The organism is Sphingobium sp. B7D2B (assembly GCF_025961895.1).
Taxonomy (GTDB): domain Bacteria; phylum Pseudomonadota; class Alphaproteobacteria; order Sphingomonadales; family Sphingomonadaceae; genus Sphingobium.
Genome location: NZ_JAOQOM010000001.1, coordinates 815,242 through 840,893, shown reverse-complemented (window position 1 = coordinate 840,893; position 25,652 = coordinate 815,242). Strand labels below are relative to the sequence as shown.

The window sequence follows — 25,652 nt, the reverse complement described above, 5'->3', positions numbered from 1 at the left end:
TTCTTTCGCGCGCATCGCCAAATACATTGCGGCTTTCCGTGTTCGGACGTTTCAAGCGGCACGCCTTCTTCGCAAGAAGGCCAACTGGACCCCGGGTCAAGCCCGGGGCGACAATCGTGAAATGCGGCAGCGGCGCCGCCGCCCCTTCATTGTTTCCCGATTCGCAGCCTCACGCCACTCGCAAATGTAGCGTCTTATAAACGCTCATCATAGTTAATGACCCCATTTGGATCATTAACTAAATCTCTTAAAACTTCCTCTCAGAATTTCCTGATTATTTTGCGATAATCGAAGTTAACGAGCGTCCAATCGTAGTTAATACCATTTTGTATCGAGATGTATTCCTTCACACCGGCTTCAGGACTTTTGAAGGGAACATCGCCGTGAAGAAAACGCTTATCGCTCTCGCTGCCGGTGCAGCCGCTATCGCCTCCGCAACTGCCGCGAACGCGAGCACCTTCGTCATCAACAACCTCTCGACGCAGTATAGCAGCCCGAGCGGCGAGGTGAGCATTGGTTCGTCGTGGTGGAACACCACCTCCTACAGCGGCTCGTTCTCGCCCCAGAATATCTCCGGCACGTGGGACGGCAAGGCGGTCAGCTTCCTGGCTTACTGTCTCGAAGTCACCCAGGACTCGAGCACCGGCACGTTCAATGTCGTGTCGCTGAGCGATTATCTGGGCGGCTCTCTTTATAACGACGTCGCCGCGCTGGTGAGCAATTATGCCGGTGGCGACAAGACTCAGTCCGCTGCCCTGCAACTGGCGCTTTGGGAGACTCGCTACGAAACGAGCAACTCGAAGAACCTGGGCGCCGGTTACTTCGAGCTCGAATGGGCGAGCCAAGGCGAGTCCGCGCTGATCAACACCGCCAATTCCTACCTTGCCAACAAGGGCACGATTAACAGCAATCTGGATTTCTGGGTCGCGACCAACAGCAGCAAGCAGGACCTGCTGTTCTACACCGTCAAGCCCGCCGTGCCGGAGCCGGCCACCTGGGCGATGATGATCATCGGTTTCGCTGCGATCGGCCGCACGCTGCGCGCACGCCGCCCCAACATGGCGATCAGCTTCAGCTAAGCACAGCCTTTACGATGTGGGAGCGGGAGCCTCGTGTCTGCGGACACGGGGCTCCTTGCTGTGCGGCCAGCGCGCGCGCCGAAAGGCCTTTCACCGCGTCGGCACGGGCTCGTCGCCGGCGTAATCGTAGAAGCCCCTGCCCGTCTTGCGCCCCAGCCAGCCGGCTTCGACATATTTGACGAGCAGCGGCGCCGGCCGGAATTTGGGATCGCCCGTCGTCTCCTGCAGCACCTTGCAGATCTCCAGACAGGTATCGAGGCCCACGAAATCAGCCAGGGTCAGTGGACCCATGGGGTGGTTAAGGCCCAGTTTGATCGCGCTATCGATGTCCCTCAAGCTGGCCACGCCCTCGCCGAGCGCGAAGATCGCCTCGTTCAGCATCGGCAGCAGGATGCGGTTGACGATGAACCCCGGCGCGTCGAACGCATGGACGACCTCCTTGCCCAGCGCCTGCGCATAGACCTCCACCGCCTGCACCGTCTCCGGCGAGGTGGCGAGGCCGCGAATGACCTCCACCAGCGCCATCACCGGCACGGGATTGAAGAAATGCACGCCGATGAACCGCGCCGGGTCGGGCGCCGCCTGCGCGAGCCGCGTGATCGGAATGGACGAGGTGTTGGTTGCAAGGATCGCATCCGGCGCCAGGACCGCGCCCACCTCCGCGAAGATGGCGCGCTTGATGTCCTCCCGCTCGGTCGCGGCCTCGATCACCAGATCGCACCGGGCGACCTCATCGAGCGCCACCACGGGCGTGATCCGTGCCAGCGCCGCCTGCGCATCCGCCTGCTCCAGCTTGCCATTCTCCACGGCGCGCGCGAGTCGCTTCTCGATCCCGGCCTTGCCCTTGTCCGCACGCGCGAGATCGATATCACGCAGCAGCACATCCATGCCGGCCTGAGCGCTCACCTGCGCAATGCCCGCGCCCATCTGGCCGGCGCCGATCACAGCGATTCTGCGCATATCTGTGTCCTTTCGATCCACTTGGCCCGGCTTGCTGACCACGGGCTGTCGCAACACATGCAGCTTGGCGCTACACCATTGGCTTCAACTGCATTATGACTCGCGGAATGACAAGGATTTCACGGCTTCTGCGCATGGGCGCGCTGGCTCTCACGGGCCTGGCCACGGTCGCGCCCGCTGCCCCGCCGCGCGGCGAGCAGACGTCGGGGTCTGTCCTCTCGACCGCGCCCGTTGTGGCAGAACCGGTGCTGGGTCGTCTGCGTGTTTTCGATAACTGGGCCGTGGGCTGCGACAATCGCCTGTCCTGCAGTGCGGTATCGCTGAATCCGGAAGGGGTGGATACGCCCAACCGGCTGCTGATCCTCATTCACCGCGATGGCGGCCCTGCGGGCGCCACCAGCCTGCGCGTGCTGCTGGCCGACCGGCTGCGCGACCGGGTCGATTTCATGATCGATGGCACGCGCCGTGTGCGGCAGAAGGTCGATGGCGACACGATTGCGCTGGATGGCCAGACCGCGCTGGAGGTCGTGCGGTCCATGGGCTCCAGCTATGTGTTCGAGCTATACGATCGCAACCGGACGGTCATCGGCGCCCCGTCGCTGCAGGGCGTCGCGGCGGCACTGCGCTATATGGATGAGCAGCAGGGCCGCATCGGCAGCCGTGGCGCGCTTGCCGCCATCGGTGATGGCCCGGCCGACATGGCGCGGCCGCTGCCGGCCGACCCCGTGCTGCCCAAGACGATCCCGCTCCTCGCCGATGTGGCGACGCCTGCGCTCACGCCGCAAGATCAAGCCACGGCCCAGCGCCTGGCGCAGTGCGAGAGCGGGCTGGAGAGCAGTCGCCAGCCCGATCTCCATACGCTCGATGCGGGGCATGTCCTGCTGCTGCTGCCCTGCGATGCGGGCGCATATAATGTGAGCGCCGTCCCGCTGATCGCAAGCGGCGAGCCCGGCAACCGGACAATCGCCTTCGCCCCGTTTGATCATCTCCCCGGCTTCACCGGCGATGCCAGCGCCCCGCCGCTGATCATGAACGCCCGCTGGAATCCTTCACGCGGTGAGCTTTCCAGCTTCGCCAAGGGCCGGGGCCTTGGCGACTGCGGCACGGCGGAGACCTACCGCTGGGATGGCACCCGCTTTCGGCTGACGGAAGCCCGCTCCATGCCGGTCTGCCGGGGCGCCTGGGAATGGCCGGTGCTGTTCTCGCTGAAGGAAGAGACCGCAACGGGACGGCCGTAACCGGCCGCATCGCCGCGCCTCAGCAGTAATCGTCCAGCCGGGCGTGGACCTGTTCCAGCACCTCAAGCGCAATGGCCAGCTTCTCAGGTGGAATGTCTCGCAGGATGTCCGCGCGCAGATCATTGGTGATCGCCATGATATCCCGCGTGGCGGCCAGCCCTTTCTCGGTGATCCGGTTGTGGACGACCCGCCGGTCGACCTGGCTCTGCGCACGTTCGATCAGGCCGTCGCGTTCCAGCGTGTTGAGCATATGGGCCATGGTCGGCCCTTCAACGCCGATCAGTTGGGCCAGTTCGCGCTGGGAGAGGTCATCGCGGGCGCAGGCGAGCAGATACATTGTCTCCCACCGCGCCATGCTCTGCCCGACACTGCGGACCTTGTCATTGGCAAGCTTGCGCCAGCGCCGTGCCGCCACGACCAGCGCGCGCGTGGTCCGGAAAAAGGTGACGGTCCGCTCGTCGGGCTTGGCCCCGGCGTAGAAATTGGAGAGATGTCGCGTGGCATCCTCAATGGGAAAACCGCCAAATCGCGGAAGGCTGCGCGATGTCGCTGCGTCCTCTTCGCTGGTGGAACCCTGTGCGGACGGAGCCTTGTCGACCATCATTCTCCCTTACGTGCCGTTCCAGCAGACCTCCCGCACCTGCACCCGCTCCGTCAAGAGCGATCCGTCGGCCGGCCTGTGCGCCAAAGGGTGCCGTGCCGGACGAAACGCGCCCGGCACGGCAGGGGGATCAGAAGGACGTGCGGATGCCGGCCTTGTACATGCGCCCAACCGGGTTGAAGAGCACGTTGTTACCGCTGCCGTTCGCACCGGGGAAGTTCGGCGGATCGACATTGAACACATTGTCCACGCCGAAATAGACGCTCAACTTGTTATCGCCGCCGACCGGCACCTTCACCGTGCCCATCATGTCGACATAGGTGCGCGATGGCATGGCGTTGGTGCTGGAACTGCTGGAGGCCGTGATCACATAGCCGGGCTGCTCGGCGCCGATGAACGCCGCGTTGTAGAAGCCCTTGTTGATCCAGCGAACATGGGTGGAGAGCGAGAACAGTTCACCCAGGTCGAGGCCCACGGTCGCGTCAACCGTCCAGTCGGGGATGCCCGGAGGCGTACCGCCGCGCAGACCCGTCTGGCCGGCCCGTTCGACCGGACCAACCGCGTCCACGGTCACCAGATCGATGACATGGCTGGCCATGACGGACAGGTTCACCGCGCTGGCCGCGCCGACGGGCTGCCGATAGTTCAGCTCCATGTCGATGCCGCGGGCGTTGAGCTGGTTCACATTCTGCACAACGTCACGAACATTGGTGATGACGCCGTTGGCCGCACCACCATCGCGCGTGACCAGCGAGCAGCTCAGCGTATCGCCCTGCGAGCAGCGCGTCACGATGTTCTGCTGGCCGAGCGTGCTGATCGCATCCTTGATCTTGATGTCATAATAATCGACCGACGCCCGGAAACGCCCGAGCATCCCACCGCTTGGCTGCAAGACGATGCCGGCGGTAAACGTGTCCGCTTTTTCCGGCCGCAGATTGGGGTTGGAGCCCAGCGTGATCGGCACGACCGTCTGCTGACCGCCACGCGCCGGATCGTTGAGAATGCCGGATGCGCTGGTGATCGGGCCGAACAGTTCCGAGACGTTGGGCGCGCGGATGTCGCGCGACTTGGTCACGCGGAAGCGGACCGCATCGACCGGCGCCCAGACGCCGCCAACCTTCCATGTGGTCACATTGACCGTGCTGCTCGGGAAGAAGTCGCTGGACCGCTTGTAGTGGGTCCGGCGGACGGCGCCGTTCAGGCTCAGTTCGCGGAAGAACGTCGTGTCGCGCAGGATCGGCACTTCGGCCTCACCATAAGCCTCGACCACCTGAATCTTGCCCGAGATAACCGATCCGTTGCCGGTAAAGAAGGCCAGCGCCTTGGAATTGGCATCGGCATCGCCACTGACGCTGTCGCTGCGATATTCCGCGCCAACAGCCACGCCGAGCGGCCCGGCGGGCAGATCGAACAGCGAGCCGGTGACGTTGGCGGCGACGACATGCTGGGTGGTGATGTTGGTCTGGAAGGCATCGGCCGTGACATAGGCCTTGGCCGCCGCGAAGGTGGCGCCTTGGCCGGAGCCGAAGGGATTGAGGGCCACGCACGCAGGGTCGTTATTGGTTGTGCTGGCATCGGCATTCACCCGGCACACCGGCGCACCGCCGGGCCCGGCCACCGCGTCGAGCGCCTTGAGGATGCGCGAGGTGATCGTGCCACCCGTGATGTCGCTGCGGAACTCGTTGCGGCCGAACTGATAATAGATGTCCGCCGACCAGTTGGGCGAAATCTCATATTTGGCGGACGCGACGGCGCGATAGACATCGTTCTTCACGACCAGCTGGCCCGGTCCAACATCCTTGAAGCCCTTGCCCAGCGTGAAGCTGGTGAGGCCATTGGCGTCCATGATGGTGCGCAGGTCCAGCGCGGGATTGCTGGAGGTGGGAATGAACGGGTTGTCGCGCTGGATGGTGATGGCCGTATTGCGATATGGCACCGCGCGGTGGCGACCTTCGCCATGGCCGTAGTTGAAGCCGAACTCCATCGTCAGGGCCGGCGTGGCTTCCCACGTGGCGAACGCCATGGCGTTGTAGCGCTTGGTGGGGGAGACGATCGGGAAATCGAAATAGATGTTCTCGCCCGGCCCATCATTGGTGCCGCCGAGTTGGTAGAGGTTGTTGGCCAGCGTGCCCTGTGTGGTGCGGAACGGCGTGCCGTCGGCGCGGAAGCCGATGCCGTCGATCGCGCGGAGAGCCGGGACGAGACGGCCGGCATAAGCCGAGCTCGGCGGCGTGGTGATGCCGTTATAGGGCGCCGTCCAGGGGTAGACGCCCGCCAGGATGTTGTTGGCGGGCAGGCTTGTCACGCCGGGATTGCGGCTGATGTTGATGAAGCCGTTGGCGCACCAGTCACGTGACGGGCAGCTTTCCACGCCCTCCGCCTTTTCATACTCGCCGCCCACGAGCAGATGCAGTGTCTCGCCGATCTGCCAGCCACCGGCCGCACCGAACTGGGTGGTGAAATTATCGCCATATTGCGAGAAACCGACCTGGGCATTGGCCTTGTAGCCCGTGAACGCCTTGTCGATGAGCAGGTTGACGACGCCCGACACGGCGTCCGAACCATAGACGGCCGAGGCGCCGCCCGTGACGACTTCGGCACGCTGGAGCATGATCGAGGGGATCATGTTGGTATCGACCGTCGCCTGCGTGGTGGACGGCACGAAGCGCTTGCCGTCGACGAGGGTCAGCGTGCGCACCGCGCCCAGACCACGAAGATCGAGGATGCGACCGCCGACATAGCCACCGGCCGCGCCCAGACCGGTCGAGGCCGGTGAGTTGGTCGCGCGGAAGGCAGGCAGCTCATTCAGCGCATCGCCGAGATTGGTGATGCCGCGTGTTTCCAGTCGCTCAGCACCCAGAACCGCCACGGGGGTCGGCCGGTCGAAACCGGAGGCGATGCGCGATCCGGTGACCACGATGGCCTCGTCGCTTGCATCTGCTCTATCGCTTTGGGGGGCGCTGTCCTGCGCGAAAGCAGGGAAAGCGAGGACGGTGGCGAGGGCCGCGAAACAGGCGTGCTGACGCAGCACGCGCGCAGGTCTCTTCATTGCAAAGTCTCCCAGACAATTATCGTTGTTAGGGAGCTATCTATTCATCAGATTCTGTTAGTTTGCAATCTACTTTGTCGCCGTCCGGGCGAAGGTCGGTATGGTGTGGCGCAAATGCGGCAGGCTGTCAGATGCCCCTATGAGAAAGGCCGGCAAACCAAGGTCTGCCGCCCCCCTCAGAGCATCCGAGCCGCGCCCCTTATTGCTTGCCGGCCACCGAATAGGTGATCGCGGCATTGCGGGTCTTCTGGAAATCGGGAACGCTCAGGCCCTTGAAGGCGGCATAAACGTCGATATTGCCGATGCCGAGCACCGCGGCCATCTTCTCCAGCATGAAGAAGATGACGCCATAGTGGATCATGCCGATCCAGTTGCGGCTACGGATCAAGTCCTTCTCTTCGTCGGTCAGGTCCGACTCGGCGAACAGCGCTTCCTGATCCTCGACAAACCGCTTGCGGAAATCCGGCTCGATCAGGCGGTGGAGGAAGTGGTTGATGCGGAAGCCCTTGACCGCGCGGTCGATGGTGAAGGGATAGGTGCCCTCGATCGCCTCGACGCCCGCCAGCTCGCGGGACGCGCGGGCACGCAGTTGCTCGTCGGTCTCGGCCGGCGGCACCGGATCGCCCAGATCCTTGAAGAGCATCGTGGCGATGGCCGTCATCGACGGCAGGAAGTAGCTCTGGTGCAGCTTCTCGACCTGTTCGGAGAGCGCGCCGCGCATCAGCAGCCACATCACCACCTCGGCCCCTTCCCAGCCGCCGAGCTTGGCGAGATCCGTCACCGTCGCGTCGAGCAGTGATTCCGGATCATTGGTGAGCTTCTCCATGAACTCCATGTCCCAGGCGGTGTTGTTGAACCCGCAGCGCTCGCCATGGACCTGATGGGAAAGCCCGCCCGTGCCCGCGATCGCGACCTTGATGTCCTTGGGATAGCTCTGGATCGCGCGGCGCAGCGAGCGGCCGAACTTCCAGAAGCGGCGCGCCTTGGGGATCGGATGCTGAAGCACGCCACATTGGAGAGGGACCAGCCGACACGGCCAGCCCTGCTCATGCGGCAGCAGCACGGAGAGTGGCGAGAAGGCGCCATGGTCCAGCCCCATGCCCTGCCAATAGGCCAGATCGAACTCGTCGGCGACCATGCACTCGGCGATGTGCTTGGCGAGCGCGGGATCGCCCTTGATTGCGGGCAGGTCGCGCTTGCCGCCGCCTTCGTCCGCCGGCTCATACTCTTCGCCAATGCCCAGCGCGAAATGCGAGTAATGGGTGAAGAAGGAGGTCATGTGGTCGTTGTAGACATACAGGATCACATCGGGCTTCTCGTCCGCCAGCCATTGCTTGACCGGCTCGAACCCCTCGAAGATCGGCGCCCAGACGGGATCGGTCTGCTTGTTCGCATCCTTGGCGAACGCGATGGTCGGCGTGTGCGAAACGGCGAAACCGCCGATGATCCTGGCCATGGGCCTCTCCTCTTGTCTCTGCGGCGCAAGCACGGACTCGTCGCCGGTGGCGCGGAGTGTAGGTTGCACCCTATTTGTACGCAACACAAACGAAGTGGCCGAAGGGCGGCATTGGCGAGCGCCCGACCTCCTTATCTCGTTATTCCCGCGAACGCGGGAACGATGAAGGGGATTGTTTAGCGTGGCCCCGCATCATCCATCGTCATCGCCTGCGACGGGTAAGGCGCAACCAGCCGCTGCGCCTCCTTCCAGTCCGCGCGCAGCCAGCGGCCATGGTCTTCGGCATGCAGGATGACCGGCATGGTGCGCGGGTTGACCGAGGCGACGAGCCGGTTCGGCTCGCAGGTCAGCAGCGCAAAACTCGCCACCTCGCTGTCCCGCCAGATGCCCGCGAACGCGAAGATCGCCGCATCCGGCAGCGAGAAACGATGCGCGACGCGCTTGCCGGTGCGTGGATCAGGCGCCTGCGACCAGAGCTGAAAGCTGGTAACCGGCACCAGGCAGCGGAACTCGTTATGCCGCAGTGTACCGATCCAGAACGGACTCTCGACATTGCGCACATGCGCGACCGGCGCGCCGCCCGTCAGAGCCGCGGCCGGCGGCGGCGGCACGCCCCATAGCCGCGGCACCAGCCGGCGCACGCCATCGCGCCCACGCACGATCACCGGCCCATAGCGCCCCGGCGTCATATAGCCTCCCGGCCACGGGTCCTCACCGGCATCCGCATGGAGCGCCCCGCCGATCTGCGCGGCACTGGCATCGAGGCGATAGAGGGACGTCATGGTCGCGCCCCACCCTTCCCGCCACGGGACCGCGCGGTCAAGCTCTTGCGCGGTGCATCGCAATCAGGCGACAAGGCTCGCATGCCCGATCCCACCGCCCGCGCCCTCATCGACCGCCTCGCTCTCCGGCCGCATCCCGAGGGCGGTTGGTATCGCGAGACCTGGCGGGCTGAGGCCATGCCCGGCGAGCGCGCCGGGGCGACGGCGATCTATTTCCTGCTCGAGGCCGGGCAGCGTTCCCATTGGCACAAGGTGGATGCGAGCGAGACCTGGCTCTGGCACGCCGGCCACGCGCTCAGCCTCTCCATCGCGCCGGGCGACGAAGGCCCGGTCACAGCCCTGCGCCTAGGCGGCGATGTGCTGGCGGGCGAGATCCCGCAGCATGTCATCTCCCCGCACCACTGGCAGGCCGCCGAGGCCGATCGAGGCTGGGCACTTGTCTCCTGCATCGTCACGCCGGGTTTTGATTTTGCCGGGTTCACGCTCGCGCCGCTCGACTGGGCACCGGGTTGCGCACCAGGCGATCCCTCCCCGACTTGATCCAGCGCAAGGCGACGAGGCGCCGGCCCTGACATGCAAACCTCATGATGAGGAGCCCTGCGCCATGAGCCACGCCCAATGACCCAATCCACCACTGCCGAAGTGTCCCCACCCGATCCCGCGCCGCTGCCCTTTGACGAGATCGGCGGCACGCCGGCCGTGCGCGCGCTGGTCGAGCGCTTCTACGATCTCATGGAGCAGGACCCGCGCTTTGCCGAATTGCGGGCGATACATGCGCCCGATCTGGCCCCGATGCGGGAGTCTCTGACCGGATTCCTTACCGCCTGGCTCGGCGGCCCACGCGACTGGTTCACGCAAAAGCCCGGCGCCTGCATCATGTCCGCGCATCGCCAGATCGGCTTTGGCGATGTGGAAACCCGGCAATGGACGCAAGCGATGGGACAGGCGCTAATCGACACCGGCGTAGAGGAAGCGCTGGCCGAGAAAATGAACGCCGCCTTCGCCCGCATGGGCCGAGCGATGCAGAGCGGTGCAGAGCGATTAGACCGATTGGCTTAGGGCCTTTCTGCATCGTTGCCGCTATCGGCCCGCCTCGCAAAACCGCGTGGCGGCCGAACTGTCGTGAATGCGGTCTTCAATCACACCCCCCAAAATATCTTAGACGGAAGCGCAGACACGTCTTATAGGCCTAGCGAGTCAGAAACCGGAAATAATTCCGGCATAATGAAGCTTGCCAAGGGACCTGCGCCATCATGAGAGAATTTCACTCCTATCGCCCGGCCGAGGGCCATCGTCTGAAGCACCAGCCGGCCAACGCGATCGTCGCGCCCCGCCCGATCGGTTGGATCAGTACGGTCAGCGCCGAGGGGGTCGCGAATCTCGCTCCGTTCAGCCTGTTCAACATCGCCAGCTATCGCCCGCTGATCATCGGCTTCTCGTCCGGCGGGGAGAAGGACAGCGTCCGCAATGCGCGGGAAACCGGTGAATTCGTGTGGAACTTGGTTGGCCGCGATGTCACCGACGTGATGATCCTCACGGGGGACGAGGTGGGCCCGGAGGTCGACGAGTTCGAGATGGCGGGGATCGAGAAGATCGCCTCGATCGATGTCGCGCCGCCGCGCGTGGCGGCGAGTCCTGCCCAGTTCGAATGCAAGGTGACGGAAATCGTCCACCTCAAGGATCTGGATGGCGTCCCCAGCGACTTCCGGGTGGTGTTCGGCCAGGTCGTGCATGTGCACATCAATCAGGATTGTATCCTTGACGGCATCTATCAGACCACCCATGCCGTGCCGGTGTCACGCGGGGGCGGGCCGGCCGATTATTATGAGACGCGTGCCGATGCCCTGGTCCAAAAATGGCGGCGCGGCCCGGTCACGCCCGTCGACCGCAAGCGAGAGTTTTCCAAGTGATCTGACGGCTCAAAATGTCTGACCCGCCCCCGAGTCTCGACACGGACGATATGGGCGACGACATTTGAAGCGGCAGCCAGAGGTGAAACGGCGGGACTGTCGGCTTTGACCGTCAGCGGCCAGGTCTTTTGGATTTGCAGGGCGATAGGCTGGTATTGGGCTGAGAGCTGCCTGCACTATCGCCTGCAATGCTCGAACGCGCTCGGCGCGATGGAGACGCCCGACATAAGCCATATTGCGGCAGGAGGGGCCAATAGCGCGAGCGGCATCCCTGAGATGCCGCGCCCCGCCCCCGCCACCAGCCCTCAGTCGAGCGCCTCAATCACCGCCGCGCGCAACTCCGGCAGGCCCATGCCCTTCTCGCTCGATGTCGGGATGATCTGCGGATGGGCCGCTGGGCGCTTGCGCACTTCTGCAGCGGTTTGCTCGGTGACGATAGCAAGGTCGGTCGCCTTAACCTTATCGGCCTTGGTCAGCACCATGCGGTAGCTCACCGCTGCTTCATCCAGCATGTCGAGCAGCGTGCGATCGACATCCTTGAGGCCGTGGCGGGCATCGACCAGCACCAGCGCGCGCTTGAGGACGGCACGCCCGCGCAGGAAATCGTTCACGAGGAAGCGCCACTGCTTGACCACATCCTTGGGCGCCTTGGCATAGCCATAGCCGGGCATGTCCACGAGGCGGAAGCGCAGCGGCTCGCCCACGTCGAAGAAGTTCAATTCCTGCGTGCGTCCCGGCGTGTTGGATGTGCGCGCAAGACCATTGCGGTTGGCCAGCGCATTGATGAGCGAGGACTTGCCGACATTGGAGCGCCCGGCAAAGGCGACCTCCGGCACATCTGCTGGCGGCAGGAAGTTCAGCCCCGGCGCGGATTTGAGGAAGCTGATCGGCCCGGAAAAGATCCGGCGGGCCTCCTCGATGCGGGCGGCGGTGTCGTCGTCAATATCGCTGTGCGGGTTGTGATCCATGCCGCTCCCCTAGCGCCTTAACCTGCAAGCGTCACCTGAAAGGCGGAAAAGCTGATCGATAACTCGATCACATTGGGTCGCGCTGCGGCGCAATAACAGTGGGGAGCGGCTCGGAGCGTTCGCCTCTCCGCTTCCGGAGCCTGAAGCGACTCTGATATTCGCGTCTCTGCTTCGCCACTTCGTACAAAACGATGCCCGAACTGGTCCCCAGGTTCAGGCTTTCAATAATACCGAACATCGGAATGCTCACACACATCTCGCTCCGCTCGACAGCCAACTCACTGATTCCCAGCGTTTCGCTCCCAAACCACACAGCGAGCTTGTGATGGAGCGTGTAATCGCCTTCATCGAGGAAAATCGAGGTTTTGCCCTTCACGTGCGGCGAGGTCACGATTGACTTGAAGCCGTTTGCTTCAAGATGATCAAAACATTCTGCCGTACTGTCAAAGCGCTTCACAAACGTCCATTTGACGGCAGATACCGAGGTTTTAGAGATTGCCTTATTCTCTCGGAGGTTTTGCCAGTCGTCAGGCAATGCGCGCCGAGGATCGACCACATAGACCTTCTCGACCCCCAGACCATTCGCATTTCGAATGACCGTGCCGATGTTCTTCACATCACTTGGGTTCTCGATCACCGCAATGAGGTTCTTGCAGCGAAACGATCTGATTTCATCCGCACGTTTACGGAGATTTGGCTTCGACGGGCGTTTTTCTTCCATGAACCCTCCAGCGACCAAGCTGCCCGCCACGCACAAACAAAGTTTGCCCTCGCCTCAACCCTTCGCCGTATCTGCTGCCGGCTGCCCCAGCACGGGATGCTGGCGATACAGCCACCACTGCTGCGCGATGGTGAGGATGTTGGAGGTGCACCAGTAGATCAGCAGGCCTGCCGCGAACGGCGCCATGATGAACATCATCATCCAGGGCATCAGCGAGAAGATCTGCTTCTGCACATCGTCCATCGGTGCCGGGTTCAGCTTGAACTGCAGCCACATGGTGATGCCGAGGATCACCGCCAGCACGCCGATGCCGAGGAACGAGGGCGGCGTGAACGGCAGCAGGCCGAACAGGTTGAGGATGTGCGCCGGATCGGGCGCGGACAGATCCTTGATCCACAGGTAGAAGGGCTGGTGGCGCATATCCACCGTCAGCATCAGCACCTTGTAGAGCGCGAAGAAGATGGGGATCTGCAGGAAGATCGGCAGGCAGCCCGCGAGCGGATTGACCTTCTCCGTCTTGTACAGCGCCATGATCTCCTGCTGCATCTTCGGCTTATCGTTCTTGTAGCGCTCCTGCAGCGCCTTCATCTTCGGCTGGATGGCGCGCATCGCCGCCATGCTGGCGAACTGCCGCTGGGCGACCGGGAACATCAGGCCACGCACGATGAAGGTGAGGCAGATGATCGCCACGCCGAAATTGCCGATGTGGCGGAACAGCCAGTCGAGCAGATAGAAGATCGGTTTCTCGAACCAGCGGAACCAGCCCCAGTCGATCGCGCGGTCGAACAGCGCGATGCCCTGCTGGTCCATATAGCGGTCGAGCACCGGGGTTTCCTTGGCGCCGACGAACAGCCGGCTCGTCGTGCTGAGCGAAGTGCCGGGCTGGACGACGGCGGGCGCATAGGTCAGGTCGGCCTGATAGCGGTCGCTCGCGCCCTTGCGGAACTGCGCATCGACCGGCAGCGTCTGCGCCGGGATGAGCGCGGCATGCCAATAGAGATCGGTAAAGCCCAGCCAGCCGCCGGTGGTGGAGAAGCGCTTGTCGCCATCCTTGTCCAACTTGTCGAAGCCGATGTCATAATTGGCCGATCCGTTGAACACGCCCATCGGGCCGGTGTGGATCGTCCAGGTCGACTTGTCCTTGCTGTGGCCGGTGCGCGAGAGCAGGCCATAGTTGCGGACGGCGATGGCATTGCCGCCCGCATTCTCGACCGTCTGCGCGACAGTGAGCAGATAATCCTCGTCGATCGACAGGCGGATGAGGAAGGTCTGCCCCGCGCCGTTGCTCCAGCGCAGCGTCACCGGCGTCTGCGGGGTCAGCTTGGTGCCGTCGGCTGTCCACACGGTGTTCGCATCCGGCACGCGCACGCCTTCGCCGCTCCAGCCGAAGCTCGCGAAATAGGCGTCCGCCGTGCCGCTCGGCGCGAGCAGGCGGACCGGGGGCGATTTTTCATCCACCGTCTGGCGGTGCGTCGGCAGCACGACATCATCGATGCGGGCGCCGCGCAGATTGATGGAGCCGCGCAGCTTGGGCGTCTCGATGGCGACGCGCTGGCTTTCGCCCAGCACGGCCTCGATCGGGCGAATCGCCTGCGCGCCTTCGGCCAGCGGTCCGCCGCGCACATTGGGCGCTGCGCCCTTCTGCTTCGCCTGCTGCTCGGCTCGCTCGATCGGCTGGGCCGATGGCGGGAAGAAATAATTGCTGATGACCGGCCAGCCAAAGAGAATAGCAATGGTCAGCACCACGGCGAGAAGGATGTTGCGCTTGTCGTCCACGTCTCTTTGGCTTCCGTCTCTTTGTCAGCTCATGTCAGGGGATTCGGCGTCAGGGCACCGGATCATGGCCGCAGCCGCCCCATGGGTGGCAGCGCAATAGCCGCTTCAACGCCAGCCAGCCACCCCTTATCGCCCCATATTTCCGCAGGGCCTCGATGGCATATTGGGAGCAGCTCGGCGAATAGCGGCAGGAGGGCGGCAGAATCCGGCTCGGCCCGATCTGCCAGAAGCGCGCGACGAGGATGAGAAGGCGCGCAATCACGGGGCGGAGTGGTCGAGTATGCGGCGACGCCATGGTCTTCCAGCCTCGATCACCGTGCTCCTGCGAAGACAGGAGCCCAAGGCCCGACCGACTGCTCTTGCCGTCCTAGCCTCCTGCCTGCGCAGGAGCACGGGTTGTGCGGGGCCAGAGCGACAATCCCTCATCGACATCATGCGGGCGGCTCGTTGCGCGGGGCAGGGTCATTGTGCGGCGCCGGGGGCGTCACCCTCTTGCTCCCACCGGAGCCGCGACCACCCCGACCCCGTCCGCCTTCGCGCGGCGGGGCACCCTTGCCGCTGGCGACGCGCCGCAGCGCTTTCTCAAGCTCGGCGGCCAGCGAGGCATAATCCCGCTCGACCCCGCCCTCGCGGCCGATCAGCACATGATCGGCGCCGGCAATGGCGTGAACGGGGAGGATCTCGCGCGCAAGCGCACGAAAACGGCGCTTCATCCGGTTCCGGATGACAGCGCCGCCGATTTTCTTGGTGACGGTAATGCCGAGGCGGGCCGTGGGATCGCCATCGCCCCGATCGCGCACCAGCAGCACGAAGCCTGGCATGGGTGCGCGCTGGCCGCGATTGGCGGCCAGATAGTCGGCGCGGCGGGTTATGCGACCCACGACGCGCCGCAGCGCGCCGTCCGCGCCGGGCTCGATCAGGCGGTCAGCTTCTTGCGGCCGCGGGCGCGGCGCGCGTTCAGCAGCTTGCGGCCGGCTGCCGTCGCCATGCGCAGGCGGAAACCGTGGCGGCGCTTGCGAACAAGGTTGCTCGGCTGAAAGGTGCGCTTCATCGTTCATTCCTCAAAATCGAATCAGGTTCTGCAGACTCGACAAAAATGGCCGCCTCGCCCCGATCCGGGAGGAGCGGCCGTCTGTCCGAAGGCGCGCGGATAGGCAAAGCGGGCTTATTTGTCAATCAGCGGGACGGAAAAGGACGCCGCCCTGCGCTGCTCTCTTAAGCGGGCCGCGCTCCGACCTGCAAGGGAATGAATAGCCACGCGCGCCTCATTCAGAAACGGTGGAAACGAAGCAGGAACATCGCTACACCGGCCTTATGATCGCGCATTTGAAAGGCCTGCTCGTCTCCACCGGACTGGATAGTGCCGTCATTGATGTTGGTGGCGTGGGCTATCTCGTCGGTATGTCCTCACGCAGCCTGTCCGCGCTCGGCAGCGTCGGCGGGGCCGTCACCGTGCATACCGAGATGCTGGTGGGCGAGGAGTTCATCCGGCTGGTCGGCTTCGCGAGCGAGGCGGAGCGCGACTGGTTCCGCCTGCTCACCGGCGTGCAGGGCGTGGGGGCGCGCGTGGCGCTGGCCATTCTCTCCGCGCTGGAGCCGAGCGACCTGCACCGCGCCATCGCCGCGCAGGACAAGGCGATGGTCGCCCGCGCTAACGGCGTCGGCCCCAAGCTTGCCGAACGGATCGTGCGCGAACTGAAAGATAAGGTGGGCGCCATCGCCACCGGGTCCTTCGCCATCGGGCTGGATGCAAGCGGCGCGGCGATCCCGGCCGCGACGGGCGTGCAGGCCGATGCTCTCTCCGCCCTCGCCTCGCTGGGCTTCAAGCCGGGCGAAGCGAGCATCGCTGTCAGCGCCGCGCTGGACGAGCTGGGCGAAAGCGCCTCTCTGGATGCTCTGGTCCGCCTCGCGCTGCGAAAGGCTGCCAAGTGACGGGCTGGTCAACGCGCGCTAGGGTGCCGGGCTGATGGCAAGCTCCCCCCTCCTCACCGCCGGCCGCACGCCTGAAGATATGGATGCCGCGCTGCGCCCCAAGACGCTGGACGATTTCGTCGGGCAGAAGGGCGCGCGCGAGAATCTGCGGATCTTCATCAATGCCGCCCGCGCACGCGGCGAAGCGCTCGATCATGTGCTGTTCTTCGGCCCGCCGGGCCTGGGCAAGACGACGCTGGCGCAGATCGTCGCGCGGGAGATGGGCGTGGGGTTCCGTGCCACGTCCGGTCCGGTCATCGCCAAGGCGGGCGATCTCGCCGCGCTGCTTACCAATCTCGATGAAGGCGACGTGCTGTTCATCGACGAAATTCACCGGCTCAATCCGGCGGTGGAGGAAATTCTCTACCCGGCGATGGAGGACCGCGCGCTCGACATCATGATCGGGGAAGGCCCCTCTGCCCGCTCGGTGCGGATCGATCTACCGTCTTTCACGCTGGTCGGCGCGACGACGCGGCAGGGCATGCTGGCCACGCCGCTGCGCGACCGGTTCGGCATCCCCGTGCGGCTCAACTTCTATACCGTCGATGAGCTGGAGCATGTCATCACCCGCGCGGCGCGGCTGCTCGACCTGCCGATCGCCCCCGATGGCGCGAGCGAAATCGCCCGCCGCGCCCGTGGTACGCCGCGCATTGCCGGACGGCTGTTGCGGCGGGTGCGCGATTTCGCTCACGCCGCCGGCCATGATGTCGTCGATGCCGCCGCCGCCGATGCCGCGCTGACCCGGCTGGAGGTCGACCAGCTCGGCCTCGACCTGATGGATCGCCGCTACCTGCGGATGATCGCCGACATCTATAAAGGCGGCCCGGTCGGTGCCGAAACGCTGGCCGCTGGCCTCTCCGAGCCGCGCGACACCATCGAGGATGTCATCGAGCCCTATCTGCTTCAGCTGGGGATCATCGCGCGAACCGCCCGTGGCCGCATCCTGAATGCGCCGGGCTGGAAGCATCTCGGCCTCAATCCGCCAGAGGGCAGCCAGGACGGTTTGTTCGACTGAGGCGACAAGCGGAAAGCGATCCTGCCCGGCCCCGTGCGATAGAACGAAGATCTGCTGCGTTCTGACGCTTGAAAAGGCTTTCCGCCGCGAGTCGCGTCGGTTAGGACTGGTCGCCCATGCCTTCGCAAAGTGCCCTTCATCCCGCTTCGGGACAGTTTGAGAACGGAGAACATCGCTTCCCCGTGCGCGTCTATTTCGAGGACACAGACCTTTCCGGCGTCGTCTATCACGCCAATTATCTGCGCTATATGGAGCGCGCCCGCTCGGACATGCTGCGCCAGCTCGGTATCGATCAGCGCGCGGCGCAGGAATCCGGCGAGGGCGTGTATGCTGTGACGGACATTGCGCTGCGCTACCGCGCGCCGGCCCGTCTGGACGATGATCTCACCGTGCGCAGCCAGCTGACGCAACTCGGCGCGGCGCGCTGCGTTATAGCCCAGTCGGTCTGGCGCGAGGACACGGAACTGACCCGGGGCAGCGTCACCGTGGCCTTCCTCGACAGCACCGGTCGCCCGCGCCGCCAGCCGGCTGACTGGATCGATCGCTTCAGCCGGCTCGCGCCGCTTCCTTCCTGACCGGAGAAACACCCCCGCCCATGACTTTCACCCTCATGCTTGCTGCCGCAGCGCCGGACAATGCGCTCACTTTGTCGCCGGTGGACATGTTCCTACAGGCGGATCTCGTCGTGAAGGCGGTGATGGTCGGCCTGCTGCTGGCCAGCGTCTGGACCTGGGGCATCATCTTCAGCTTCGCCGGCCGGCTCCGGCGGATGCGCAAGGGATGCGACGAGTTCGAGCGCGCCTTCTGGCAGGCCAAGGACATGGACGCCTTCGCCAAGGAGCGCGGCCGCGAAGACCTGCCGAGCGCGCAGGTGCTCAATGCCGGCATCGCCGAATGGCGCCGCTCCACCGCCCAGCGCGGCATGAATCCGGATGGCACGCGCGACCGGCTCGCCACGGCCATGGGCTCTGCTCTGGCTGGCACCATCGACAAGATTTCCGACCGGCTGAACATCCTCGCGACCGTGGGATCGGTGGCGCCGTTCGTCGGCCTGTTCGGCACGGTGTGGGGCATCATGCGCGCCTTCATCGCCATTGCCGGCGAGCAGAACACCAGCCTCGCGGTCGTGGCGCCCGGCATTGCCGAGGCTTTGTTCGCGACCGCCATCGGCCTATTCGCGGCTATTCCGGCGGTGATCGGCTACAATCGCCTGAGCCATGGCGTGAACCGGCTGGAAGCGCGGGTCCAGCGCTTCTCGGACGGGCTCTACACCACCTTCAGCCGCGAGCTTGAATCCTGATGGGTATGAACCTGCCTTCCAACCGGCGGGGCGGGCGACGCGCGCCGATGGCGGACATCAACGTTACGCCGCTGGTCGACGTGATGCTGGTGCTGCTCATCATCTTCATGGTGACCGCCCCCTTGCTGGTGACCGGTGTGCCCGTGCGCCTGCCGGAAAGCCGGGCCAGCGCGCTGGACCAGGACAAGAAGCCCGCCATCGTCTCGGTCGATCCGGAGGGCGCGGTCTTCATCAACGACGATCCGGTGAGCGACGATGCCCTGCCCGACCGGCTCAATGCCTTGCGCGCCGGCCTTGGCCCGGACGAGCAGGTGTTCCTGCGCGCCGACGCCGCGCTCGATTATGGCCGCGTCATGCGCGTGATGGGCGAGCTCAATCGCGCCGGGCTGGACCGGGTGGCGCTGGTAACGACCGGCATTGGCATGGGCGGATCGGATCCGTCCACCGTGCGTTCAGTGACGGGCGAATAAGGGCGGGGAATGGACCAGCGCGAGCGTCTAGGACTGGGAATTTCCACGGCGGGCCATGTGCTTCTGCTCGGCGCGCTGTCGCTTGGCCTGTTTCAGAAGAGCGCCGATTTAAAACCGCCGTCGACGATCGACGTGACCTTTGCGGATGCTGTCGCGCTCGAAAGCCTGACCCGCGAGCATGCGCCGGACGTGCCGCAGACCGCCACCGCGCCGGAAATTGGCGAGGTCGAGCCCGATGCTGCGCCGCCGCCGCCCGCCGCCGCAGCGCCCACGCCAGCGCAGCCCGATCCGGTTGCCCCGCCACCCCCGCCCCGCGCGCAGGCACCGACGCCCAAACCGGCTCCCCCACCGCCGCCCGCGCCCAAGCCGCGCGAACAGCGGGCCAGCACGCGCGAGACGCCGGCCGCCAAGCCAGCGCCCTCCCGCCCAGCGCGTGAGGAAGCGCCGCGTCAGCGCGCCTCGCGACTGGGTGACGATTTCCTCAAGGGCATCAATGCCGAAACGGCCTCCAGCCGCGCGACGCCCAACACCAGCGGCTCCAACGCCAAGCTCAGCCCGGTCGCGGCCCGCGCACTGAACGCCGAGATCACGCGCCAGATCAAGCCGCACTGGCGCCCGCCCTCCGGCGCCGATGCCGAAAAGCTGGTGACGCTGCTCAGTGTCCACCTGACACCGGATGGGCGCATCGATGGCCGGGTCGAGGTCGTCGGGCAGGAGGGCGTGACGGCCAGCAATCGCGCCCAGGCCGATCTCCATGCCGAGCGGGCCGTGCAGGCCGTGATGCGCGCCGCGCCGTTCAAGAACCTGCCCGCCGAATTTTATGAACAGTGGAAGTGGCTCCGGCCGCTCCGCATTTATGCGAGTCTGTGACCATGATGATGCTCAGCCTTCGACGCAAAACCCTGCGCGGTGCCAGCGCCCTGCTGGCCCTGCTCATCGCGATGCCCGCCACGGCGCAGCTCAGCGTGGACGTCACCAATCCGGTCGAGAGCGATCTGCGGATCGCCGTTCCGGCTATGCCGACCCAGCAAAATGTCGAAACGCCGGCGGGCTCCACCCAGTCCCTCGGCCAGCGCATCGCCGAGGTAATCGCCAACGATCTGCGCGGCTCCGGGCTGTTCACCCCGCTCGGCCCCAATGGCGTGCAGCCGCCCTCCATGGCGGAAGTCACCAGCCCCGTCTTCGCGCGCTGGTCCGCGATGAATGCCGAGGCGCTGGTGCAGGGCTTCGTCCGCTCGGCGGGCGGCGATTCGCAGATCACGGTCGGCTGCTATCTCTATGACGTGTCGCTCGGCACAGAGCTGGCCCGGCAGGGCTATGTCGTCGCACCACGCGACTGGCGCCGGGCTGCGCACCGCTGCGCCGACCTTGTCTATTCGCGCCTGACTGGCGAGAGCCCGTTCTTCGATAGCCGCATCGCCTACATCGCCGAGACCGGCCCCAAGGACAATCGCGTCAAGCGTCTCGCCATCATGGATAGCGACGGCGCCAACCATCGCTTCATCACCAATGGCCAGAGCCTGGCGCTCACGCCCCGCTGGTCGCCCGATTATCGCTCCATCGCCTATGTGAGCTATGTCGGCCGCAACGTGCGCATCTACATCTATGATGTCGATCAGGGCCGCCAACGCGTGCTGCTGGAAGGCAGCGGCGCCATCTTCGCCCCGCGCTGGTCACCCGATGGCCGCACTTTGCTCTATTCGATGGCGAGCGGCGCCAACACGGACATCTACAAGATTCCCGTCGCCGGTGGTCGCCCGACACGGCTGACCAACACGCCGGGCATCAATGTCGGCGGCTCCTTCTCGCCGGACGGCACGCGCGTCGTGTTCGAGAGCGATCGCTCGGGCGGGCAGCAGATTTATGTGATGAATGCGGATGGCTCGGGCCAGCGCCGCATCAGCTTCGGCGGTGGTCGTTACGCCACGCCCGAGTGGAGCCCGCGCGGCGACCTCATCGCCTTCACCAAAATCGCCGGCAACTTCCGGGTCGGTGTGATGGATGTGAACGGCAGCAACGAGCGTCTGCTGACCAATGGCTGGCAGGATGAAGCGCCGACCTGGTCGCCCAATGGCCGTGTGCTGCAATTCTTCCGCACCGCAGCCGGTCGCTCCGGTAATTCCTCCATCTGGCAGGTCGATCTGACCGGCGTGAACGAGCGCAAGATCGTAACGCCGGTGGACGGCTCGGACCCCGCCTGGGGGCCGCTGCTTCAGTGACGGGGAACCAATAATTCATCTTTGTTTTCATATCTTCAGGTTGACTTGTCGGCAAAACGCCCCAACCATACGACGAACCGGTTTGTGTTCAGGACAGTAGGAGAAGCCCCCATGCGTACCACACCCCTGTTGCTGCTGGTTTCCAGTGCCGCGCTCGCCCTTTCGGCCTGTGCCAAGAAGGCGCCGGAGACTCTTCCCCCCGCACCGGCTGACACGGCACCGCCGCCGGCCGCGACACCCACGCCCACGCCGAGCGGCCCGACCCCGGGCAGCCAGGCCGACTTCGTCGCAAGCGTGACCTCGGACCGTATCTTCTTCAATACGGATGAGAGCGACATCGACGATGAGGATCGCAACGTGCTGCGCAGCCAAGCCGAATGGCTGATGCGCTACCCGCAGAAGCGCGTGACCGTCGAAGGCCATGCCGACGAACGCGGCACCCGCGAATACAACCTCGCGCTCGGTGAGCGTCGCGCCAATGCCGCCAAGAACTATCTGGCCTCGCTCGGCATCGATGCCGGCCGCATCAACACGATCAGCTACGGCAAGGAGCGCCCGGTCGCGCTCGGCTCGGATGAAGCCAGCTGGGCCCAGAACCGTCGCGCAGTCACCGTTACGGTCGACTGACACGCGCCAGAACGCCAAACAGAAAGGGCAGCCTTCCAACCGGGAGGCTGCCCTTTTCTATGTTCGCCGCTGCCGGCGAACGTCTCTGCAGCGCCGCGCTCAGCCCCGGCGCGTGCCCGTCATCGCCATGGTGCCGAAAGCGCCGGCATCGATGGTGCCGCTGATCTTGCCGTCGGTCACGATTGCCTCGCAGGTGAGCGTCATCGGCATGGGCATGGTCATCTCCATGATCCAGGTCAGCCGGTTGCCATCCACCTTGCCGTTCTTCACATCGAGCGAGCCGAGCGGCCCCGCGTTGGTGCCGTTGAACGTGTCTCCGTCCGTCACGACGGTGAACACGCTCGCCTGATCCCCCATCGGGGTTTTGGTGGTGCAATCATAAGCGCCGTCAACTTTGGCCATTTCATCTCTCCTTCCGGAATGAACGTTATTCAGCGAGCGGGGGCCGCATCGGGGGTGATCTCCGTCACGGGCAGCCCCAGCGGCTTGAGCTGATCCGCAATCTGGCTCTTGTCGCCAACCACTACCCAGCTCAGCTGTGCGGGATCGATCAGCTGCTTCGCCGCCGCGTCGAGCTGGGCCGGGGTGAGCGCCTGATAGCGCGTCCGCAGCGTCTCGACATAATCGAACGGCCGGCCGAACAGCGCATCCGCCTGCATCTGACCGAGCACGGCGCCGGTGGTCTCAAACTTGCCCGGCAAGCCGGCGATTTCGCCATTGACGACGCGCCCGAATTCCTGCGGCGTCACGCCCTTTGGCCCAAGGAAGCTGACGATCTGATCCCGCATCGCCGCGATGGCCGGGCCGGTCTTGTCCGCCTGCACCGGCGCGCTGACCAGATAGGGGCTGCGCTCCAGCCGCCGGCTGAGCGCACCGCGCACGCCATAGGACCAGCCCTTGGCCTCACGAATGTCCGCGTTCAGCCGTGAGAGGAAATCATCGCCCAGCACGGTGTTCGCCATGTTGAACGCGACCAGGTCATCGCGCCCGGTCGCCTTGGTGACCACCCCGCCCAGAATGACGGACTGCGGCGACTGCGGCCGGTCGATCAGGTAAATGCCCGGCTTAGGCGTCGGCACCGCCACCGAGAAATCCTTGACCGGAGAGGCCATGCGGTTCTGCGGCCAATTGCCAAAGCGGGCCTCCAGCAGGGGCTTGATCTCGGCCATGGTGATGTCGCCGGCGACGAAGATCTCCGCCTTGCTCGGGACGATCCAGCCGCCGTGGTAATGCACGAGGTCGTCGCGCGTGATCGCCTTCACGGTGGCCTCCTCGCCCCGCGCGCTGACCACGCCATAAGGATGCTGCGGGCCGTAGAGCAGCGGCGAGATTGCCCGGTTGGCAAGGCCGCTGGGCTGCGTCTTTTCCGCCGCGATGCCGGCAAGCTGGATGGTCCGCAGCCGCTCGATCTCGCTCGGGGCGAAGGCGGGATTGCGGATCACATCCTGCAGCAGGTCGAGCGAAGGCCCCAGATTGGGCTTGAGCGCGAACAGGGAGATGGACGTGCGGTCCATGCTCTGCCCGGTCGAGATGCTGGCGCCGAGGCGCTCCTGCTCCTCGGCGATCTGGATGGTCGAGCGGCTGGTGGTGCCGGCCTCCAGCAGGTCGAGCATCAGCGTGCCCAGCCCCATCCGGTCCCGCCGGTCACTGGCAAGCCCAGCGTCGAAATTGACCGCGATGCTGACCGTCGGCACGGTCGAGCGGGTCGCGACATGCAGCTTGATGCCATTGCCGAGCGTCGCCGTCTCCACCGTGGGGAAATCGAGGTCCGGGTTCTGCGTTACGTCCGGGATCGCCAGCGTCGGCTTGGGCGCAGCGACGTCCGCCGGCGCATTCTCGCCCGGCGCTGCGACGCTCGCATCCTCATAGGCTTCCCGCTCACCGGGCTCGACCGTCAGTGCAAACACGGGGCGGGTGAGCCAGCGCTGCATCGCCGCCGTCACGGCCGTGGGCGTTGCGGCGGCGATGGCCGCCAGGTCCTTCTTGTACTGGGCAGGATCGTCCGAATACAGCAGCCCCTCAGCCAAGGTCGACGCCTTGCCGCTGAATCCGCCGACCACTTCAAGCGCGGCAATCTCGCCGGCCACCTGCCGCGTTGCCACGCGGGTCACTTCATCGGCGGTCGGGCCAGTCTTGATGAAATCGCCCATGATCTCATCGAGCCGGCGGGAGACCAGCGCCGGATCGGTGCCGGGCTTCACATCGGCTGTCGCCATGAAGAAACCGAGCTGCTCGAACTGCTGCACGCCCGCCGTCACGCTCACCGCGATCTGTTCGTCGCGGACGAGGATATTGTCCAGCCGCGAGCTGGCGAGGCCGCCGAGCACCGCGCCGCCCACGGAGAGCAACGGCGCATCCTTGTCATTGCGGCCCGGCGTTACCCACATGCGATAGATGCGCGTGGTCGCCACGCGGTCCTTCATCACCTTGTCAACGCGTGCAGGCAGCGTCGGGATGGGCGCGGCAACCGGCTTGACCGCCGGCCCCGCCGCGATGCCGCCGAAATATTTCTCGACCTTCGCCTTGGCCGTGGCGGCGTCGATATCGCCGGCGAGCACCAGGATCGCGTTGTTCGGCCCGTAATGATCGCGGAACCAGCCCTTCACATCCTCCAGCGAGGCGGAGTCCAAATCCGCCATCGAGCCGATGGTCGAGTGGCCATAGGGATGGTCCTTGGGCAGCAGCGTCTCAAGCTGCACATATTCCACCAGGCCATAGGGCTGATTGTCACCCTGCCGCTTCTCGTTCTGCACCACGGCGCGCTGGGCGTCGAGCTTGCCTTGCGTCACCGCGCCGAGCAGGCGGCCCATGCGATCCGCCTCCATGAACAGCGCGCGATCGAGCGTGCCCGTCGGCACCGTCTCGACATAATTGGTGCGGTCGAACCACGTCGATCCATTGGTCGGGGTGGAGCCGGCCGAGACCAAAGGCTCGTCGAAATTGGGCACATTCTCCGACCCGCCGAACATCAGATGTTCGAAGAGATGCGCAAAGCCGGTCTTGCCTTCCGGCTCATGCTTGGAGCCGATACGGTAGTAGACGGTGACGCCGACGACCGGCGCCTTGCGATCGGTATGCACGATCACGCGCAGGCGATTGGGCAGCGTGAACGTCTCGTAGGGAATGTCGACTCGCTTGATGAGATCGGCGAGCGGCGCGGGCTTGACGGCTGCGCTGGCCGTCGCGGTGGCTGCTGGACTGGGGGCGGGCTGCGCTTGCGACCAGGCCGGCACGGATGCCGTAAGGGCAAGGCTGCAAACGCCCAGATACATGAGGGCAGTCGAACGACGAACAGTCAGACGCATAGAATCTCCGACGAATATCAACAGGTCGCCACCCGTAGCAGCGACGGCCTGAACCATGGCCGGACCATAGCGGCAGGCGGCGGCCAAGCCTAGCGCCGGATCGAACCGGCCCCGGATTGAGAACCTGCCAGCGAGCTTGAGCGTTGATCCCATGGAAGCTGGCATGGCATATTGGCAGCGGTCGATCATGCTGCCCGGATCGCGC

At 65.1% G+C, this 25,652-nt stretch carries 26 protein-coding genes; 13 read left to right on the top strand and 13 right to left on the bottom strand.

All coding sequences use genetic code 11. The annotated features are described in order from the left end of the window. Positions 1-383: 383 nt before the first annotated feature. On the top strand, positions 384-1,079 hold the full coding sequence (locus M2341_RS03680) for a PEPxxWA-CTERM sorting domain-containing protein (RefSeq protein WP_264584266.1): 696 nt from the start codon (positions 384-386) through the stop codon (positions 1,077-1,079). A 90-nt stretch (positions 1,080-1,169) separates the two neighbouring features. On the opposite strand, the gene M2341_RS03675 is transcribed toward M2341_RS03680, so the two are convergent. Beyond that, positions 1,170-2,039: a 3-hydroxybutyryl-CoA dehydrogenase gene (locus M2341_RS03675; RefSeq protein WP_264584265.1), complete on the bottom strand. Its 870-nt coding sequence runs from the start codon at positions 2,037-2,039 to the stop codon at positions 1,170-1,172. A gap of 107 nt (positions 2,040-2,146) precedes the next feature. On the opposite strand from M2341_RS03675, the gene M2341_RS03670 reads away from it, so the two are divergent. Then, a complete protein-coding gene (locus M2341_RS03670) occupies positions 2,147-3,277 on the top strand; it encodes a DUF1176 domain-containing protein (protein ID WP_264584264.1) in 1,131 nt (376 codons plus the stop codon). A gap of 19 nt (positions 3,278-3,296) precedes the next feature. Here M2341_RS03670 and M2341_RS03665 read toward each other — a convergent pair whose 3' ends face one another. From M2341_RS03665 to M2341_RS03650, 4 genes are all read right to left on the bottom strand, one after another. Continuing rightward, on the bottom strand, positions 3,297-3,878 hold the full coding sequence (locus tag M2341_RS03665; protein WP_264576568.1) for a MarR family winged helix-turn-helix transcriptional regulator: 582 nt from the start codon (positions 3,876-3,878) through the stop codon (positions 3,297-3,299). Positions 3,879-4,008: 130 nt separating this feature from the next. Beyond that, entirely contained in the window at positions 4,009-6,927 is a 2,919-nt protein-coding gene (locus M2341_RS03660; protein WP_264584263.1) for a TonB-dependent receptor domain-containing protein, read from the bottom strand. A 199-nt stretch (positions 6,928-7,126) separates the two neighbouring features. After that, on the bottom strand, positions 7,127-8,383 hold the full coding sequence (locus tag M2341_RS03655) for a gallate dioxygenase (RefSeq protein ID WP_264584262.1): 1,257 nt from the start codon (positions 8,381-8,383) through the stop codon (positions 7,127-7,129). A 176-nt stretch (positions 8,384-8,559) separates the two neighbouring features. Continuing rightward, entirely contained in the window at positions 8,560-9,165 is a 606-nt protein-coding gene (locus tag M2341_RS03650) for an SOS response-associated peptidase (RefSeq protein ID WP_264584261.1), read from the bottom strand. A gap of 81 nt (positions 9,166-9,246) precedes the next feature. Between M2341_RS03650 and M2341_RS03645 the strand changes: the two genes are divergently transcribed. From M2341_RS03645 to M2341_RS03635, 3 genes are all read left to right on the top strand, one after another. Continuing rightward, complete coding sequence (locus tag M2341_RS03645) at positions 9,247-9,705, top strand: cupin domain-containing protein (protein ID WP_264584260.1); 459 nt, start codon at positions 9,247-9,249, stop codon at positions 9,703-9,705. A gap of 78 nt (positions 9,706-9,783) precedes the next feature. Next, positions 9,784-10,224 (top strand): group II truncated hemoglobin, encoded by a 441-nt coding sequence (locus M2341_RS03640; protein WP_264584259.1) that lies wholly within the window; start codon positions 9,784-9,786, stop codon positions 10,222-10,224. Between the two features lie 194 nt (positions 10,225-10,418). Then, a complete protein-coding gene (locus tag M2341_RS03635) occupies positions 10,419-11,075 on the top strand; it encodes a flavin reductase family protein (protein ID WP_264572005.1) in 657 nt (218 codons plus the stop codon). Between the two features lie 305 nt (positions 11,076-11,380). On the opposite strand, the gene yihA is transcribed toward M2341_RS03635, so the two are convergent. The 6 genes from yihA to rpmH all read right to left on the bottom strand — a co-directional run bounded on the left by yihA (position 11,381) and on the right by rpmH (position 15,591). Next, positions 11,381-12,043 (bottom strand): ribosome biogenesis GTP-binding protein YihA/YsxC, encoded by a 663-nt coding sequence (gene yihA, locus M2341_RS03630; protein ID WP_264584258.1) that lies wholly within the window; start codon positions 12,041-12,043, stop codon positions 11,381-11,383. Between the two features lie 67 nt (positions 12,044-12,110). Beyond that, positions 12,111-12,764 (bottom strand): TrmH family RNA methyltransferase, encoded by a 654-nt coding sequence (locus M2341_RS03625; RefSeq protein ID WP_264578151.1) that lies wholly within the window; start codon positions 12,762-12,764, stop codon positions 12,111-12,113. Between the two features lie 54 nt (positions 12,765-12,818). Continuing rightward, positions 12,819-14,540 (bottom strand): membrane protein insertase YidC, encoded by a 1,722-nt coding sequence (yidC, locus tag M2341_RS03620; protein WP_264584257.1) that lies wholly within the window; start codon positions 14,538-14,540, stop codon positions 12,819-12,821. A gap of 49 nt (positions 14,541-14,589) precedes the next feature. Continuing rightward, positions 14,590-14,802, bottom strand: a complete 213-nt coding sequence (gene yidD, locus M2341_RS03615; RefSeq protein WP_181558690.1) for a membrane protein insertion efficiency factor YidD — start codon at positions 14,800-14,802, stop codon at positions 14,590-14,592. Positions 14,803-14,971: 169 nt separating this feature from the next. Beyond that, positions 14,972-15,412, bottom strand: coding sequence for a ribonuclease P protein component (gene rnpA / locus M2341_RS03610; RefSeq protein WP_264577541.1), 441 nt, complete (start codon positions 15,410-15,412; stop codon positions 14,972-14,974). A gap of 44 nt (positions 15,413-15,456) precedes the next feature. Continuing rightward, positions 15,457-15,591 (bottom strand): 50S ribosomal protein L34, encoded by a 135-nt coding sequence (gene rpmH, locus M2341_RS03605; protein ID WP_014074358.1) that lies wholly within the window; start codon positions 15,589-15,591, stop codon positions 15,457-15,459. Between the two features lie 263 nt (positions 15,592-15,854). Between rpmH and ruvA the strand changes: the two genes are divergently transcribed. The 8 genes from ruvA (at position 15,855) to pal (ending at position 22,142) form a co-directional block, all read left to right on the top strand. Then, positions 15,855-16,472, top strand: a complete 618-nt coding sequence (gene ruvA / locus M2341_RS03600) for a Holliday junction branch migration protein RuvA (RefSeq protein ID WP_264579981.1) — start codon at positions 15,855-15,857, stop codon at positions 16,470-16,472. Positions 16,473-16,506: 34 nt separating this feature from the next. Further along, complete coding sequence (gene ruvB, locus M2341_RS03595) at positions 16,507-17,526, top strand: Holliday junction branch migration DNA helicase RuvB (RefSeq protein WP_264572002.1); 1,020 nt, start codon at positions 16,507-16,509, stop codon at positions 17,524-17,526. Between the two features lie 116 nt (positions 17,527-17,642). Continuing rightward, on the top strand, positions 17,643-18,101 hold the full coding sequence (gene ybgC / locus M2341_RS03590; RefSeq protein ID WP_264578146.1) for a tol-pal system-associated acyl-CoA thioesterase: 459 nt from the start codon (positions 17,643-17,645) through the stop codon (positions 18,099-18,101). 20 nt (positions 18,102-18,121) lie between these two features. Then, a complete protein-coding gene (gene tolQ / locus M2341_RS03585) occupies positions 18,122-18,826 on the top strand; it encodes a protein TolQ (RefSeq protein ID WP_264584256.1) in 705 nt (234 codons plus the stop codon). After that, a complete protein-coding gene (locus M2341_RS03580) occupies positions 18,826-19,296 on the top strand; it encodes an ExbD/TolR family protein (RefSeq protein ID WP_181558685.1) in 471 nt (156 codons plus the stop codon). Before tolQ ends, M2341_RS03580 begins: the two co-directional genes overlap by 1 nt. Before the next feature lie 9 nt (positions 19,297-19,305). Continuing rightward, entirely contained in the window at positions 19,306-20,166 is an 861-nt protein-coding gene (locus M2341_RS03575; RefSeq protein ID WP_264584255.1) for a TonB C-terminal domain-containing protein, read from the top strand. Positions 20,167-20,171: 5 nt separating this feature from the next. Continuing rightward, positions 20,172-21,515, top strand: a complete 1,344-nt coding sequence (gene tolB / locus M2341_RS03570) for a Tol-Pal system beta propeller repeat protein TolB (RefSeq protein ID WP_264585980.1) — start codon at positions 20,172-20,174, stop codon at positions 21,513-21,515. A 111-nt stretch (positions 21,516-21,626) separates the two neighbouring features. Continuing rightward, positions 21,627-22,142 (top strand): peptidoglycan-associated lipoprotein Pal, encoded by a 516-nt coding sequence (pal, locus tag M2341_RS03565; protein ID WP_264584254.1) that lies wholly within the window; start codon positions 21,627-21,629, stop codon positions 22,140-22,142. Positions 22,143-22,241: 99 nt separating this feature from the next. Here pal and M2341_RS03560 read toward each other — a convergent pair whose 3' ends face one another. After that, the gene (locus M2341_RS03560) at positions 22,242-22,544 is read right to left on the bottom strand and encodes a hypothetical protein (protein WP_264584253.1); all 303 of its coding nucleotides are present in this window, start codon (positions 22,542-22,544) and stop codon (positions 22,242-22,244) included. Positions 22,545-22,573: 29 nt separating this feature from the next. Continuing rightward, positions 22,574-25,447, bottom strand: a complete 2,874-nt coding sequence (locus tag M2341_RS03555; protein WP_264584252.1) for a M16 family metallopeptidase — start codon at positions 25,445-25,447, stop codon at positions 22,574-22,576. Positions 25,448-25,652 lie beyond the last annotated feature (205 nt).

Coding starts and splice junctions, on each gene's coding strand:
- M2341_RS03675 (WP_264584265.1), bottom strand. CDS start 2,039: ATGCGCAGAATCGCTGTGATCGGCGCCGGCCAGATGGGCGCGGGCATT.
- M2341_RS03670 (WP_264584264.1), top strand. CDS start 2,147: ATGACAAGGATTTCACGGCTTCTGCGCATGGGCGCGCTGGCTCTCACG.
- M2341_RS03665 (WP_264576568.1), bottom strand. CDS start 3,878: ATGGTCGACAAGGCTCCGTCCGCACAGGGTTCCACCAGCGAAGAGGAC.
- M2341_RS03660 (WP_264584263.1), bottom strand. CDS start 6,927: ATGAAGAGACCTGCGCGCGTGCTGCGTCAGCACGCCTGTTTCGCGGCC.
- M2341_RS03655 (WP_264584262.1), bottom strand. CDS start 8,383: ATGGCCAGGATCATCGGCGGTTTCGCCGTTTCGCACACGCCGACCATC.
- M2341_RS03650 (WP_264584261.1), bottom strand. CDS start 9,165: ATGACGTCCCTCTATCGCCTCGATGCCAGTGCCGCGCAGATCGGCGGG.
- M2341_RS03645 (WP_264584260.1), top strand. CDS start 9,247: ATGCCCGATCCCACCGCCCGCGCCCTCATCGACCGCCTCGCTCTCCGG.
- M2341_RS03640 (WP_264584259.1), top strand. CDS start 9,784: ATGACCCAATCCACCACTGCCGAAGTGTCCCCACCCGATCCCGCGCCG.
- M2341_RS03635 (WP_264572005.1), top strand. CDS start 10,419: ATGAGAGAATTTCACTCCTATCGCCCGGCCGAGGGCCATCGTCTGAAG.
- yihA (WP_264584258.1), bottom strand. CDS start 12,043: ATGGATCACAACCCGCACAGCGATATTGACGACGACACCGCCGCCCGC.
- M2341_RS03625 (WP_264578151.1), bottom strand. CDS start 12,764: ATGGAAGAAAAACGCCCGTCGAAGCCAAATCTCCGTAAACGTGCGGAT.
- rpmH (WP_014074358.1), bottom strand. CDS start 15,591: ATGAAGCGCACCTTTCAGCCGAGCAACCTTGTTCGCAAGCGCCGCCAC.
- ruvA (WP_264579981.1), top strand. CDS start 15,855: ATGATCGCGCATTTGAAAGGCCTGCTCGTCTCCACCGGACTGGATAGT.
- ruvB (WP_264572002.1), top strand. CDS start 16,507: ATGGCAAGCTCCCCCCTCCTCACCGCCGGCCGCACGCCTGAAGATATG.
- ybgC (WP_264578146.1), top strand. CDS start 17,643: ATGCCTTCGCAAAGTGCCCTTCATCCCGCTTCGGGACAGTTTGAGAAC.
- tolQ (WP_264584256.1), top strand. CDS start 18,122: ATGACTTTCACCCTCATGCTTGCTGCCGCAGCGCCGGACAATGCGCTC.
- M2341_RS03580 (WP_181558685.1), top strand. CDS start 18,826: ATGGGTATGAACCTGCCTTCCAACCGGCGGGGCGGGCGACGCGCGCCG.
- M2341_RS03575 (WP_264584255.1), top strand. CDS start 19,306: ATGGACCAGCGCGAGCGTCTAGGACTGGGAATTTCCACGGCGGGCCAT.
- tolB (WP_264585980.1), top strand. CDS start 20,172: ATGATGCTCAGCCTTCGACGCAAAACCCTGCGCGGTGCCAGCGCCCTG.
- pal (WP_264584254.1), top strand. CDS start 21,627: ATGCGTACCACACCCCTGTTGCTGCTGGTTTCCAGTGCCGCGCTCGCC.
- M2341_RS03560 (WP_264584253.1), bottom strand. CDS start 22,544: ATGGCCAAAGTTGACGGCGCTTATGATTGCACCACCAAAACCCCGATG.
- M2341_RS03555 (WP_264584252.1), bottom strand. CDS start 25,447: ATGCGTCTGACTGTTCGTCGTTCGACTGCCCTCATGTATCTGGGCGTT.